Annotated in this window: 11 protein-coding genes; 7 read left to right on the top strand and 4 right to left on the bottom strand. The window is 69.7% G+C overall.

The window, feature by feature from the left end; translation table 11 throughout:
- Nucleotides 1–3: 3 nt before the first annotated feature.
- A complete protein-coding gene (locus D473_RS0102145; RefSeq protein ID WP_017607451.1) occupies nt 4–1,077 on the top strand; it encodes a branched-chain amino acid ABC transporter permease in 1,074 nt (357 codons plus the stop codon).
- Between the two features lie 49 nt (nt 1,078–1,126).
- Complete coding sequence (locus tag D473_RS0102140; protein WP_033352398.1) at nt 1,127–2,467, top strand: ABC transporter substrate-binding protein; 1,341 nt, start codon at nt 1,127–1,129, stop codon at nt 2,465–2,467.
- 78 nt (nt 2,468–2,545) lie between these two features.
- On the opposite strand, the gene D473_RS0102135 is transcribed toward D473_RS0102140, so the two are convergent.
- Nucleotides 2,546–3,739, bottom strand: a complete 1,194-nt coding sequence (locus tag D473_RS0102135) for an FUSC family protein (RefSeq protein ID WP_017607450.1) — start codon at nt 3,737–3,739, stop codon at nt 2,546–2,548.
- Between the two features lie 216 nt (nt 3,740–3,955).
- Nucleotides 3,956–4,897 carry an alpha/beta hydrolase family protein gene (locus tag D473_RS0102130; RefSeq protein ID WP_017607449.1) on the bottom strand — a complete coding sequence of 314 codons (942 nt, stop codon included), beginning with the start codon at nt 4,895–4,897 and terminating at the stop codon, nt 3,956–3,958.
- A gap of 269 nt (nt 4,898–5,166) precedes the next feature.
- Between D473_RS0102130 and D473_RS0102125 the strand changes: the two genes are divergently transcribed.
- A complete protein-coding gene (locus D473_RS0102125; RefSeq protein WP_017607448.1) occupies nt 5,167–5,589 on the top strand; it encodes a ChaB family protein in 423 nt (140 codons plus the stop codon).
- 52 nt (nt 5,590–5,641) lie between these two features.
- Nucleotides 5,642–7,450 (top strand): thiamine pyrophosphate-requiring protein, encoded by a 1,809-nt coding sequence (locus D473_RS0102120; protein WP_017607447.1) that lies wholly within the window; start codon nt 5,642–5,644, stop codon nt 7,448–7,450.
- Between the two features lie 66 nt (nt 7,451–7,516).
- Here D473_RS0102120 and D473_RS0102115 read toward each other — a convergent pair whose 3' ends face one another.
- The gene (locus D473_RS0102115) at nt 7,517–8,371 is read right to left on the bottom strand and encodes an SDR family oxidoreductase (RefSeq protein WP_017607446.1); all 855 of its coding nucleotides are present in this window, start codon (nt 8,369–8,371) and stop codon (nt 7,517–7,519) included.
- Between the two features lie 214 nt (nt 8,372–8,585).
- On the opposite strand from D473_RS0102115, the gene D473_RS0102110 reads away from it, so the two are divergent.
- The gene (locus D473_RS0102110) at nt 8,586–10,676 is read left to right on the top strand and encodes a catalase (RefSeq protein ID WP_017607445.1); all 2,091 of its coding nucleotides are present in this window, start codon (nt 8,586–8,588) and stop codon (nt 10,674–10,676) included.
- Between the two features lie 14 nt (nt 10,677–10,690).
- On the top strand, nt 10,691–11,653 hold the full coding sequence (locus D473_RS0102105) for a TIGR03557 family F420-dependent LLM class oxidoreductase (protein ID WP_017607444.1): 963 nt from the start codon (nt 10,691–10,693) through the stop codon (nt 11,651–11,653).
- A gap of 31 nt (nt 11,654–11,684) precedes the next feature.
- Here D473_RS0102105 and D473_RS0102100 read toward each other — a convergent pair whose 3' ends face one another.
- Nucleotides 11,685–13,055, bottom strand: a complete 1,371-nt coding sequence (locus D473_RS0102100; RefSeq protein ID WP_017607443.1) for a cytochrome P450 — start codon at nt 13,053–13,055, stop codon at nt 11,685–11,687.
- A 385-nt stretch (nt 13,056–13,440) separates the two neighbouring features.
- Here D473_RS0102100 and D473_RS0102095 point away from each other — a divergent pair, with 385 nt between their 5' ends.
- Nucleotides 13,441–14,745: an SWIM zinc finger family protein gene (locus tag D473_RS0102095; RefSeq protein WP_026126515.1), complete on the top strand. Its 1,305-nt coding sequence runs from the start codon at nt 13,441–13,443 to the stop codon at nt 14,743–14,745.
- Nucleotides 14,746–14,867: the final 122 nt, after the last annotated feature.

Here is a 14,867-nt window from a genome sequence, read left to right as displayed (position 1 = left end):
CCCATGTCCACCACCACCGGACAGCGTGCCGACCGGCCCACGGGCGCCGCGTCCACGCCCCCGCAGTCCCCCGACAGCCGGCGGCGCGCCCTGCCACTGCCGGCCCGCAACCTCCTCGCGGCTGCGGCCGGGCTGGCCGTGGTCACCGCACTGCTCATGGTCACCGGTGACCTCACCGCTCTGCGCCTGGCCGCGGTCGGCTACACCTTCCTCGCCATCGCCGGACTGCAGCTCCTCGTCGGCGGCAGCGGGCAGGTCTCCCTCGGGCACGGGGCGTTCATGATGATCGGCGCCTACAGCATGGCGCTGCTCGTCATGCGCCTGCCGATGCTTCCGCTGGCGACCAACCTGCTCATCGTCATCGCCGTGTCCGTGATCGCCGGCATCGCCGTAGGGGCGGCCACCGCGCGTCTGCACGGGCCCTACCTGGCCGGTGCGACCCTCATCCTCGCCGTCGGGTTGCCCGGGATCGCGCACCGGTACCACGACCTGTTCGGCGGCTCCAACGGCCTCAACATCCGTATGGCCGGCGCCCCGCCCTTCCTCGACGGGTTCGTCAGCACCAGCGAGTGGCAAGCGCTGGTGGTCTGGTTCACCGTCCTGCTCGGCCTGGCCCTGCTCGCGACCGTCTCCGCCGGGCGCCTCGGACGCCGTATGCGTGCCATCCGCGACGACGAGACCGCCGCCGCCATGGCCGGGATCCCGGTGGGCAGAACCAAAGTGGTCGCCTTCGTGGTCGCCTCCGCCGCGGGAGGACTGGCCGGCGGCCTCCAGGCCTACGTCCTGGGCACCGTCACCCCCAGTACCTTCTCCCTCGTACTGTCCCTGACCCTGATCGCCGCCCTGGTCCTGGGCGGGATCGCCAGCCTCTGGGGCGCACTGTGGGCCGCGTTCGCCGTCGTCTACCTGGAGATCTGGGCCTCCGAGCTCGCCGAGACCCTGAACCTCGGCAGCGACGTGCAGAACAACTTGCCCCTCGTCCTCTTCGGTGTCGTCCTGATCCTCGTCCTGCGCTTCTGGCCGCTGGGCGTGCAAGGCGCCCTACAGACCCTGCGCGCCCGCATGCGGCGCAGTTGAAGCCCCGCTCCCTGATTCCCCTCCCCCCCCGATACAGAGGAGAGAAACCATGCCGCAGACGAGAAGAGGCCGAAACGGCATACGCGGGATCGCCGCGGCCGGCCTGGCCCTGGTCATCGCCGCGACCGCCTGCACCGGTGCAGGCGAGGTCGACGAGAGCGGAGGTGCCGACCTCGACGTGGCCCCCGGCGTCACCGAGGACTCCGTCGTCATCGGAGCCCACCACCCCCTGACCGGACCCGCAGCGCCCGGATACCTGGCGGTCTCGCAGGGAGCCGCAGCGGTGTTCGAGTACGTCAATGCCCAGGGAGGTGTCAACGGGCGCGAGATCGACTACCGCGCAGAGGACGACGCCTACGACCCCTCCACCACCATCGACGTCACCCGCGAGCTCGTCATCGACGACGAGATCTTCGCGATGATGGGCGGGCTCGGTACCCCCACGCACAGCGGTGTCATCGACTACCTCAACGACGAGGGCGTGCCCGACGTCTTCCCGTCCTCCGGTGCGCTGGCCTGGAACAACACCGAGGAGCACCCGCTCACCTACGGCTGGCAGACCGACTACACCAAGGAAGCCAAGGTCCAGGGCGAGTACATCGCCGAGAACTTCTCCGGTGAGAGCGTCGGTTACCTGTACCAGAACGACGACGTCGGAGAGGACTCCCAGGCCGGGCTCGACCAGTACCTGGCCGAGGACGTCGTGGCCCGTGAGCACTACGAGTCCGAGGTCAGCGACCTGAGCTCGCAGATGGCCGAGCTCGACCGGGCCGGCGCGGACGTCGTCGTGTGCTCCTGCATCCCCTCGTTCACCGCGCTGGGCATGCTGGAGGCCGCACGTATCGGCTACGACCCGCAGTGGGTGGTCTCCAGCATCGGCGGTGACACCGTCACCCTCCAGGGTTTGCTGGAGGAGTTCACCCAGGACACCGATGTCGAGGGGACCCCGGCGGACGCGTTCCTGGAGGACACCCTCATCACCAGCTACATGCCGCGGGTCGAGGACGAGGACGACGAGTGGGCGCAGTTCTTCGTCGCCATCTATGACGAGTACGGCGAGGGCGACCAGGTCACCAACACCCACGCGTTCGGTATGACCCAGGCGGTGATGTTCGCCCAGGTGCTGATGTCCGCAGGTGAGGACCTGACCCGCCAGGCGTTGATCGACGCGTTGGAGGGCCAGGAGTGGCAGGGGCCCGGTCACGTGCCCTTCTCCTCCTCCGACGGTGACCACGGCGGCCACGAGGGCGTGTACGTGGTCCAGTACCAGGGCGACAGCGAGATCGAGATGGTCCAGGACCCGCGCGTGACCGACCGCGAGGGCGGCGCGATCGAGGAACCCGAGGGCTTCGACCGGCTCCTGCCCGAGGAGATGGAGTTCCACGACTGACCGTGGACCCGCTGCCTGCGCGCGGCGCCGGCCCCGGACCGCAATTCTGGACCGGCGCCGCGCGGTGCGCGTCCGCCCTCAGCGGTCGCGCTCGTCGACGTAGTACTGGACGATGTCGCAGGAGTACTGCAGCTCGTCCATCAAGCGGCGGGCCTCGATCAGAAGGATTCCGTAGGGCTGGGTGAGGTCCTCGAACGGGGGCGGGTCGCCCTGCTGCGGCGGCTCGGCGAGAACCTCCACGTGGCCTTGTGCCTCCCCCGCGAGCCGACACAGGTCCTGCGCCTGCTGGTCGAGCGTGTCCTCGTCCAACTGCGACAGGCTGTGGGTGATACCAGCCAGCGCCCTGATGAGTTTGCCGTAGCGCACGAAGAACTCCTCGTGGAGCGGCTGATCGTCCTTGGTGGCCCACAGCTGCATCGCGCGTGCGAGCGAGCCCACCTGGGACGCGACTCGGCCCAGGGCCTCCACCAACTGCTCGTAGCCCTCGAAGGACACGTGCATGCGGTGTTTTCGCAACTTCCGGGCCGGATTGATCACGAGCGACTCCCGCGCGGTGCGGACCGAAGCCCGTGTCTGTTCGACGCCGGACCCTATGGATTCGGCGCGCTGCCGCCAGGACGAGGTCTGCCGCTCGTCGAGTTCGGCGTTCTCCAAACCCCGGGCCAGGTCGCCGAGCAGGTCGCAGAGCGAGTGTGAGAGCGCACCGATGGACCACTCGACACTGCGGTGCCGCATCGGTGGGAAGAGGACCAGATTGACCAGGGTGCCCACCACGCAGCCCACGGCCACCAGCAGGACGATCTCGCCCAGTTCCACGAGACGGTCGGTGAACCCGGAGGCGGTCAGGAATGTGGAGAAGGCGAAGAAGGCGGCGGTGGGCACCTGCGGGCCCTGCTCCCCGAGGGACCGCCAGCGCCCGATCACGAGTGTGATGAGTGCGACGGCCGCGAACGTGAGGACGTCTGGGCCCGCCAGGAAGGCCAGGAAGGCTTGGACCGCGATACCCAGGACGACCGCGCCGATGTAACGCAGCGACTGCACTGCGGAGCGGTAGACGGTCATCTGCATCATCAGGACGGCCGTGAAGGGGGCGAAGGCAGGGGTCCCGGCCTCGATCACCGCGTATGCGATGTACCAGGACACGGACGCGGCCAACGCACCCTTGAGGACACCGAGGATCGTGTTGAGTTCGTGGCTGCCCGACCGTCGGGCGCGCAGGAACCAGGCACGTGCCGCGGCCATCCGTTCGGACAGGGCCTCTGTCAGGAGCATGCAGACTGTCCTTCCCCGTGAGGTGAACCTTTGACAGACAGTCGTGTGGTGCGGGGAAAAGGTGACGCGAACCACGCTGGATCGGCTCTCGGTGCGGGCCCCGGCCCGCATGAGAACCGGGCGTGGGCACACGGTGCGGCACACACAGAGGCACGGTGTGGCCCCGGGTCGGAACCCGGGGCCGCACCGTGCGTGAATCCGTGGGGCGGGACCGTTCTAGGCGGCCCCACCGTGCGGGCAGGAGTCGCGGTAGTCCGAGAAGTCCGTGCCGAAGCCGGTGTCCGGCGCCGGGCACAGGAACTGCTCGTAACGGGCGTCATCGTCGACGAACCGCTTCAGCCACGAGATGCTGTACTTCGCGATGGTCGTGTTGGAGATGTTCGGCGCGAAGTGGCTCGCACCGCGCAGCTCCAGATACGCGCTGTCGAGGTCCTCGTCCAAGCTCTCGTACAGCGGGACCGCGTGCGAGCGCGTCGAGGCGATGGTGTCGTCCTCCGCTCCGACGATCATCGTGGGCACCTCGACGTCGGACCAGTCCTTGCTCAGGTGCCAGGGCGTCAGCGGGATCGCCGCGCGCAGCTCGGGCCGGTCCTCGGCGGCGGCGAGGGTTCCGCCGCCACCCATGGAGTGGCCCATGAGCGCCAGGCGGTCACCGTCGACGACGTCGGTCACGTCGCTGTCCTCGACCAGGTAGTCCAGGGCGGACTCCATCTGGCGTCCCCGGCTGTTGGGCTGGTCGTAGCGGGTGTTGGTGTCGATGGTGAGCACCACGAAGCCCTGGGAGGCGATCCGCTCTCCGTACCAGGACATCGACGACTCACTCGCGGTGTACCCGGGGGCGACGACGACACCGCCGAAGGTGCCTTCGCTGTCGTCGGTGGGGTAGTAGATGGTGCCGCCACCGAAACCGCTCACCAGGGAGGAGACGTTCTCGGTGTCGGTGTCGAACGGACCGGTGGGCGCGGTGACGCTGTCCTCGGTGGGGTCCGGTCCGCGCTCGTGCGGGTTCTCCGCGTGCACGGGGGTGAGGGCGCCGACGGCGGTGACGGCGGCAGCGCCGATGACGACGGCGGTGCGGGTCGCGAACCGGCGGGTCCACGAACGCCGCGGGGTGCCGGCGGGGGATTGCGAAGGGGGGAGGGGGGTTGTCGTTCGCACTGATTCATCCTTCGGTGCAGCGGGGGTCCGGGCGGTGACGGTGTGTCACATCCCGGTGGATGTCGTCCCACTATGCGGGCGCCCCCGTGTACGCGCCATCCGTTGAACCACCAGTCCCCGGGGGCGCCCCCGGTCCCGTGGAACGGGGGAATCACGGGGCTCCGATGCGTGTCGCGCTTGCGTCGGACGGTGTGACCACGGTGTTTTCCGTGAGGTGCCTCAGGGCAGGGCCGTCATCGACAGGCACCACGTTTTCGGGGGTGAGCAGCATGCCCGGTAAGCAGGAGCTGCCCGACACACTCAAGCGCTCGCCGGAGAAGGCACAGCGCACCTGGATCAAGGCGCACGACAGCGCCGTCGAGGAGTACGGCGAGGGCGAACGCGCCCACCGTGTCGCCATGTCCGCGGTCAAGCACCAGTACGAGAAGCAGGGAGACCACTGGGTCCCCAAGCAGAGCAAGGGGCCGTCCGACCCCCAGGCGAAGAACCCGCGTTCCGGCAAACGTCCGGGCCCGGACCGCGAGACCGCCGGGGGTGTCGACGAGAACGCCAGCAAGAACCATCTGTACGAGCGAGCACGCGAGCTCGGCATCGAGGGTCGGTCGAACATGAACAAGAACGACCTCGTCGAGGCCCTGCGCAAGGAGAGCAACCGCCGGACCTCGGGTTCGGGACGCCGGCGCAGCTCCTGAACCACCAGTGCGACCGGCCCCTTCCGACCACGGTGGGGCCGTAGGAGGACGCATGTCTCAGAGTGTCGCCAACCACTTGCTGCGCAGGCTGTCCGACTGGGGCGTCACCGAGATCTACGGGTACCCCGGCGACAGCGTCAACGGGCTCGTCGCCGAGCTCGGAAGGATGGAGGGTGGCCCGCGGTTCGTCCAGAGCCGGCACGAGGAGATGGCGGCCTTCGAAGCGGTCGGCCGGGCCAAGTTCGACGACGGGGTCGGTGTGTGCATGGCCACCGGGGGGCCGGGGGCCGTCCACCTGCTCAACGGCCTCTACGACGCCAAGCTCGACCACGTACCGGTGGTGGCCGTCCTCGGCCAGGCCACACAGAGCGCCGTCGGCGGCAGCTACATGCAGGAGATCGACCTGCACAGCCTGTACAAGGACGTCGCCGGCGCCTACATCGCGACCGTGACCGTGCCCGAGCAGCTGCCCAACGTCCTGGACCGGGCCGTGCGCACCGCACTCGCCGAACGCGCTCCCACCGCGGTGATCGTGCCCGCCGACGTCCAGGAAGCCGACTACTCCCCGCCCACACACGACTTCCTCAACGTCCCTTCCAGCAAACCGGCGGCCGGCCCCGTCGCCCCGAGCGCGGTCCTGCCGCCCGAGGGGGAGATCGAACGAGCCGCGGCGGTCGTCGACCGGGGTGAGAAGGTCGCGGTCCTCATCGGGCAGGGTGCCCGCGGGGCCGAGGAGGAGGTCCAGGCCTTCGCCGAGGCCACAGGGGCCGGCGTGGCCAAGGCGCTCCTGGGCAAGGACGTCCTCGACGACACCCTGTCCTACGTCACCGGTTCCATCGGGCTCCTGGGCACGCGGCCCTCGTGGGAGCTCATGCGCGACTGCGACACCCTGGTGATCGTCGGATCGAACATGCCCTACACCCAGTTCCTGCCGCCCTTCGGCAGGAAGGCGATCCAGATCGACCTCGAACCGGGCCGTATCGGGCTGCGTTACCCGACCGAGGTCAACCTCGTCGGGGACGCCGCGAACACCCTCCGTGCGCTCACCGACCGGCTCACCCGGGACGGCGGCAGCGGTGGGCGGCCGGACTGGCGCAGCAGGGTCGAGTCCGACGTCGAACGCTGGCACAAGGTCCAGGCGGCCCAGGCGGAAGTCTCCGCCGAGCCGATCAACCCGATGAGGGTCTTCCACGAGCTCTCGCCACTGCTGCCGCACGACGCGATCGTCACCGCCGACTCCGGATCGGCGACCAACTGGTATGCCCGTTTCCTCCAATTCCGCCCTGGCATGCGGGGCTCCCTGTCGGGGACGCTCGCGACCATGGGGTGTGCCGTCCCTTACGCCATCGGGGCCAAATTCGCTCACCCCGACCGCCCCGTCATCGCGCTCGTGGGGGACGGCGCCATGCAGATGAACGGGCTCATGGAACTACTGACCGCCCAGCGCTACAGCGAGCTGTGGGAGGACCCGCGCTTCGTCGTGTGCGTGCTGCACAACAACGACCTCAACCAGGTCACCTGGGAGCTGCGGTCGATGGCCGGGTCGCCGAAGACGACCTTCTCGCAGGACCTGCCCGACCTCTCCTACGCCGGTTTCGCCGAATCGGTCGGGATGAAAGCCATCACCGTGGACGAACCCGGCAAGATCGTCCCGGCGTGGCACAGCGCCTTGTCCGACGAGGGGCCGGTCGTCCTCGACGTGCACTGCGACGGCGACGTCCCACCGATCCCGCCGCAAGTGGAGTTCGATCAGGCGGTGGAGACCGCGAAGTCGCTGTTGTCCGGCGACCCCGAGACCAGGGGCGTGGCCGCGCGGGGGATCGCCACGAAAATCCAGGAGTATCTGCCCCAGCGGGGCTGAGCCCACCGAACGCGGGGCGCGGACCAGGTGGCCGGTCCGCGCCCCGTTCCTGCGGGTCCTCCGGGGTCAGCTCCCCTGGATCTCCCCGCCCGTGGGGGTGAGCACCTCACCCGAGTAGAACGACGAGAGCTGGTTGCTGGCGAAGAACACGTAGGAGGGCGCGATCTCGTCCGGTTCGCCGGCGCGGCCCATCGGCGTCTGCCGCCCGAAACCTTCGGCGCCCTTCTCCCCGAGAGTGGCGGGGATCAACGGCGTCCAGACCGCACCCGGGGCCACGCAGTTGACGCGGATACCGCGCTCCCTGAGCACCTGGGACAGCGAGAGCGTCAGGTTCATGACCGCGGACTTGCTGGCCGCGTAGTCGATCAGGGACTTGTTCCCCCGCAGCCCGTTGATCGATCCCGTGATGACGATCGCCCCGCCGTCGGGGATGTGCTCGAGCGCCTCCCGCACCGTCCAGAAGACCCCCATCACGTTGACGTCGAACGTGCGGCGCAACTGCTCGGTGCTCAGGTCGGTGAAGGAATCCACCGGGGACTGGGTGCCGGCGTGCTCGACGAGCACGTCGATGCCGCCGAGCTCCTCGACCGTCCTGCGGACCAGATGGACGCAGAACTCCTCCTCGGCCAGGTCACCGCGTACCGCGACCGCGCGCCGACCCTGCTCCTGGACGAGGGCGACGGTGTGTGCGGCGTCGTCGTCCTCACCGAGGTGGCCGAAGACCACGTCGGCCCCCTCCTTGGCGTAGGCGACCGCGACCGCTCGTCCGATCCCCGAGTCGCCCCCGGTGATCAGGGCGCGCTTGCCCTCCAACAGGCCCCGGCCCTCGTACCCGCGCATCTCGTCGCGGGGCTGCGGGTCCATCGGCTTGGTGCGTCCGGGGTAGGGCTGGCTCTGTGGCGGAGGTGGTGTCTCGGACATGGCTCCTCCTCTTCGGGTGGTCCTTCGGGAGGCGTCCCCTACCCAACCGCCGCCGGGGAGATGTACGGCCGTCCCGCTTCCTTGCCGCTCTTTTGCCGGGTTCGGGAAAGCGTGCACAAAGTTCCGGATGGTGTGTTTCGCGGGACGGGAGCCCGGTCAGGGCGGGGGAGATTGCAGGAGTTCACCGCTTCCGACCATTTCGGTGGAGGGATCCATGCCTGGCCACGAGCGCGACGCGAAGGATCGGCAGCTCGAACACGACCGCACGGACTCGACCGAACCGCTGACCACCGACACGGGTGTGAGGGTCGAGGACACCGACAACTCCCTGCGTGCGGGGGCCCGTGGGCCGACGCTCCTGGAGGACTTCCACGCCCGCGAGAAGATCACCCACTTCGACCACGAACGGATCCCCGAACGTGTGGTGCACGCCCGCGGCGCGGGCGCCTACGGCCGCTTCACCCCTTACGAAGGGCTCGGCGACCTGACCGCCGCACATTTCCTCAGCAGCCCCGACATCACCACCCCGGTCTTCGTGCGGTTCTCGACCGTGGCCGGATCGCGGGGCTCGGCCGACACCCCGCGTGACGTGCGCGGGTTCGCCGTGAAGTTCTACACCGAGCAGGGCAACTACGATCTGGTCGGCAACAACATGCCGGTCTTCTTCATCCAGGACGGCATCAAGTTCCCCGACTTCGTGCACGCGGTCAAACCGGAGCCGCACAACGAGATCCCCCAGGCGCAGTCCGCGCACGACACCCTGTGGGACTTCGTCGGTCTGCAACCCGAGACCATGCACATGATGATGTGGCTCATGTCGGACCGCTCCATCCCCCGGAGTTACCGCATGATGCAGGGGTTCGGCGTCCACACGTTCCGGTTCGTCAACGCCGGGGGCAAGGGCACGTTCGTCAAGTTCCACTGGAAGCCGGTGCTGGGCACCCATTCGCTGGTGTGGGACGAGGCGCAGCGGGTGCAGGGCAAGGATCCCGACTTCAACCGGCGCGACCTCTGGGAGTCCATCGAACGCGGTGACTTCCCGGAGTGGGAGCTCGGTGTGCAGCTGGTCGACGAGGAGGACGAGCACGCCTTCGACTTCGACCTCCTCGACTCCACGAAGATCATCCCTGAGGAACAGGTCCCCGTGCGGCCCGTCGGGCGACTCGTCCTGGACCGCAACCCGGACAACTTCTTCGCCGAGACCGAGCAGATCGCTTTCCACACCGCCAACGTCGTGCCGGGCATCGACTTCACCAACGACCCGCTGCTGCAGGCGCGCAACTTCTCCTACCTGGACACCCAGCTCCTGCGGCTGGGCGGATCCAACTTCCAGCAGATCCCGGTCAACCGTCCGGTCGCACCGGTCTCCAACAACCAGCGCGACGGGTTCGCCCAGCACCGGGTGCACCGGGGCCAGACCTCCTATGCGCGCAACTCTCTGGGCGGCGGTTGCCCGGCCATGGCCGACGAAGGGGTCTACCGCCACTACACCGAGCGTGTGGCCGGCGAGAAGATCCGCAAGCGCAGCGAGAGCTTCGAGGACCACTACTCCCAGGCCACGTTGTTCTACAACAGCCTCGCCGACTGGGAACGCGAACACCTCGTCGAGGCCTTCCGGTTCGAACTCGGCAAGTGCGACGAACTGTCCGTCCGCCAGCAGGTCGTCGCCAACCTCAACCACGTCGACCACGGACTGGCCGTGCAGGTCGCGGAAGGCATCGGGGTCGCGCCGCCTCAGACGGAGGAAACCCCGAACCACGGCCGTTCCTCGCCTGCGGTCAGCCAGGCCAACTCCGCCATGGGCGACCTCACCGGGCGCCAGATCGCCCTGTTGGCCGCCGACGGCGTGGACGCCACCGACGCGGAGGCGCTGCGCGCGCGGTTCGCCGACGAGCACGCGCACGTGGAGTACCTCGGGACCAGGGACGGGGCCCTGCACACTCGCGACGGCGGGGTACTGACCGCGGACCGGTCCATGAAGACGGTCGCGTCCGTGGTCTACGACGCCGTGATCGTGGTCGGCGGTGCCGACTCGGCCGCGAAGCTCGCCGAGGACGGGCTCGCCCGCCACTTCGTGTTGGAGGCCTTCAAGCACCACAAGCCGATCCTGCTGGCGGCCGACGGGCGCCGGGTCGTGGAGGGCACACCTCTGGCCGACCGGCTCCCGGGCGGGGCGGACACCACCAGAACCGTGGAAGGCGTGGTCGTGGCCCCCGCCGTCGACGACGAGAGCGTGGCGGAGTTCCTGAGGCTCGTGGGACGCCACCGCCACTGGGAGCGGGAGACCGCGTCGGTCCCCGCCTGACCGAGGGGGAGCTCATGAAAGTCGGGTTCAAGCTGCTCGCCGAGGGGTTCGGCCCTCGCGAGATCGTGGAGCAGGCGGTGCGTGCCGAACGTGCCGGGTTCGATTTCGTGGAGGTCAGCGACCACTTCCACCCCTGGCTGGAAGAGCAGGGCCACTCGGGGTACGTGTGGTCGATGCTCGCGGCGATGGCCGAACGGACCGAGCGGATCGGGTTGGCCACCGGTGTGACCTGTCCGATCATCCGCCAGCACCCGGCGATGGTCGCGCAGGCCGCCGCGACCACCGCGCTGCTGTCCGAGGGGCGTTTCACCCTCGGGGTCGGCTCGGGTGAACGCCTCAACGAGCACGTGGTCGGCATGGGGTGGCCGAGTGTGACCACACGCCACGAGATGCTCCGTGAGGCGATCGAGATCATCCGGTTGCTGTGGAGCGGCGGATACCGGTCCTACGAGGGAAAACACCTCGACCTGGAGGACGCGCGCGTCTTCGACCTGCCGGAGCGGTCCCCGGAGATCGTCGTCGCCGCCGGAGGTGAGCGCGCGGCGGCCCTGGCGGCCGAGCTCGGCGACGGCCTGTTCGCCACGGAGGCCGATGACACACTCACCGGCACCTACAAGAGGAAGGGCGGCACCGGTCCGACCTACGGCGAGGTGCCGCTGGCCTGGGCGAGCGACGACGGAGCGGCCCTGGCCTCGGCCCGCGAACAGTTCAGGTTCGGGCTGACCGGCTGGAAGGTGCAGTCCGAACTGCCCAACCCGGTCAATTTCGCGGCCGCCACCGAGACCGTCCGCGAGGAGGACATGGCCGAGGCCTTCGGATACGGCCCCGACCCCGAGCGGCACGTGGCGGCCGTACGCGGTTTCGTCGACGCCGGGTTCGACCACCTGTGCCTGATCAACGCCGGACCGGACCCGGAAGGGTTCTTCCGCTTCTTCGAGGAGGAACTCTCCGGACCGGTCCGGGCGCTGGGGGCCTGACCCCCGGCGGCACCGCGGACGCGGGGCGGCCTCATCCGCGCAGGCCGCGCCACCAGTTGAGCAGCCGGTCCAGGAGGTCCTCGGGTTCCTCCGGGCCGGTTGCCGCGGCCTTCCGGACCCGGGGACCCGGCTCGGGGGACCGCGGCCCCTCGGGCGCGGCCGGTACGAACGTGACCGGTAGCTCGTGCAGGCCGCGCAGGAACGGGGACTGGGCCCAGCGCAGTTGTCCCGGCGCCACTTCGAGCTGCAGCCCGGCCAGGCGCTCGTGCAGCACCGACAGCCCTGTCGAGGCGATCAAGCGGGCCAGTTCGCGGCCCGGACAGGCGTGCGGTCCCGCGCCGAACATGAGGTGGGCCCGGCTGCCGCCTGCGATCCCGGTGTCGTTCTCGGGTTCGTCGCGTTGCACCGACGGGTCGAGGTGGGCCGGAGCGAACCCGAGGAGCAGGGCATCGCCTGCGCGGATCTGTGCGTTGCCCAGATGGGTGTCCTGGCGGGCGATCCGGCCCAGCAGGGTCTGGAACGGTGTGTTGCTCCACATGACGTGGTCGAGCAGGGCCTGCACCGAGACCAGCGCCTCGGTGTGCGCTGTGCGGATGCGCGGGTCGGTCAGCAGCGTCCACATCGTGTTGCCGATGAGGTGCGTGCTGGACATGTGACTGGAGTTGTTGATGAGCGCTGCCTGGTGGGCGACCTCGTCGTCATTGAGCCCGATGGGGTGCTGCAGCATCCACGACACCAGGTCCTGCCCGGGCCGGTTGCGCTTGCGTGCGACCAGACCGGCGAAGTACTGGTGCATGCGCGCCACACCCTCCTCCCCGCGCTTGGCGTCCTGGTCGAACACGATGGCGGTGATGTCGCCGAGCATGTGCCCGTAGCTGTCGGGGAGCCCGTAGAGGCTGTTGATCACCAGGACCGGCAGGTGCGCGGCGTAGTCCGAGACGAGGTCGGCGCGGCCGTCGGCGACGAAGGAGTCGACGAGTTCGTCGGCGATGCGGCGTACCGTGCGTTCGGTCGCGGCCATGTCGACCCGGCCGAGGGCGTCGACGATGGGGGTGCGCAGGCGCGTGTGCTCGGCACCGTCCGCGTAGAGGGCATTGGGACGCCAGGAGAACGAGGGGCGTGACAGGTCGACACGGCCCTCGACGACTTCGCGCCAGCGTCGGGTGTCGCGGCTGAACAGGTGCGGTTGCTGCAGGACCGTGAGGTTCTCCTGGTAACCGAGAAGCAACCACACGCGTACGCCCGGTTCGATCTCGACCGGGGCGACGGTGCCGTGCTCCTCGCGCAGGCGGGTCCAGAGCGCGTCGCGCCCTGACTCCGGGACCGGTTCGTACAGCCGGGTGTACTGCGCGGGGCAGCCGGGTCCGGGGGTGTTTTCGCCGTGGGAACGGATGGTCGTCATCGGGTGCGCGGAACCCGGGTGTGGGCCGCTTCCCTCCCTTCGAGGAGATGGGCATCGCTGCGGTGATGTGGAAGGGGGAGCGGGGACCGCTGCGTCCGGACCGGGTACGTGCGGAGCAGTACCATGCCGGTCGTGGAATTCTAAGAGCAGAATGGGTCCGCTTTCAACACGTTCGGGCAAAAGGGCGATTGTCATTAGCGGGATTATTTCCTTTGTGCGTGCTTCCTCGCTCGGAATCCATTTCACGTGCCCGGGAGTGGAAGCGGAGGCGGAGGTGGTAGGGGCGGCGGCGTAGTGTGCCAGACTGCTACGACATTCTGGAAAATTATGCGTCGTGGTCGGAAACCACCCCGATTTTGTCGGTGCCCGTCCCTAGTCTTTTCCTGTGAGCGATCGATGGAGTATCGACGACGTCCAGGCCCTGGCACCGGACGCCTCGTCGTGGAAGGCCGCCCGAAAGACCTCTGCCCCCGGTGCTTGGCCCCACGCCGGCCTCCTGCCCGGAGGAGCACTCGTCGTGTGGGGCGAGTGCCGGGGCAGCGGCAGCCGGAGCTACACCGTGGCCGTGCATGTGGACGCGGAGGAGGCCCCCGCCTACAAGTGCTCCTGCCCCAGCCGCAAGATCCCCTGCAAACACACGCTCGGCCTGCTCACCCGGTGGGCCGGCGGTGAACTGTCCGAGTCCGAGGAGTCCCCCGAGTGGGTCGGCCGCTGGATCGGCCGCCGCACCGCGCACCGGCCCCGCCGCGCAGCCCCCGACCCGGCCCGCGCCGAGGCCACCCGCCGCGACCGGGACCGCGCCGTCGCCGAAGGGCTCACCGAGCTGTCCCTGTGGCTGCGCGACCAGATCGATTCAGGGCTCTGCGAGGTACCCGACCGCGGCTACGCCCACTGGGACCGCATGGCCGAACGCCTCGTGGACGCCAAGGCCGCCGGGGCCGCCGCACTCGTGTCCGAGCTGCCGGCCCTGGTCCGCCACCGCGACTGGCCCGCACGTGTACTCGAACGGTTCGCGTACCTGCACCTGCTCGCCGAGGCCCACCGCGCCCGCGAGCACCTTCCCGAGGTCCTACGGGCGGCCGTGCACACCAGGGCCGGGGTGACCACACGGGCCGACGAGGTCATCGCCCGCGGGGAACGCACCACCGACACCTGGACCGTGCTCGCCCGGAGCGAGGCAGACGATCCCGCGTCGGGGGTGAGGAGCCGGCGTGTGTGGCTGCGCGGCCGCACACACGGGCGCACCGTCATGACCCTGGCCCACGGCCGGGAACCGGGCGCCCTCGTCCCCGGCCCGGATCCGGGCACCGGGATCGAGGCGGAGTTCGCGCTCTACCCGGACCGGCGCCGTGCCACCGAGGTCCGTGCCGGGGCGCCGGAGCCCGCACCCGTACCGCCGGGTTCCACGGTGGCCGGGGCGCTCGACGCCCACGCCGCGCACCTGGCGGAGGCCCCCTGGCAGCCCGCCTCCCTCGTCGTGCTCGCCCAGGTGGCGCCCGCCCGCCACGGGCAGGACTGGTACCTCGCCGACCCCTCCGGTGACGCCCTGCCCCTGGGGGCGCCCGACCCCTGGAGGCTCCTGGCCGCGACCGGCGGCCGTCCCGCGACCGTCGCGGGGGAGTGGTCGCCCGCGGACGGATTCACGCCCCTGACCGTGTGGCCCGACGGCGCTCCGGCGGTCCCCCTGTGAGCACGGCCCGAGCCCGAGCCGATGAGGAGGGCCCGCAGGCGACCGCGACGCACTCGTCCGGACCGAGGAGGAAGGTCCGCAGGCGACCACGGCCCCTGGACCGGAACCGATGAGGAGGACCC

Origin of the sequence: Nocardiopsis xinjiangensis YIM 90004 (assembly GCF_000341145.1) — a bacterium.
In the GTDB taxonomy this organism is placed as follows: domain Bacteria; phylum Actinomycetota; class Actinomycetes; order Streptosporangiales; family Streptosporangiaceae; genus Nocardiopsis; species Nocardiopsis xinjiangensis.
This window is presented reverse-complemented; position numbering and strand designations above follow the sequence as displayed.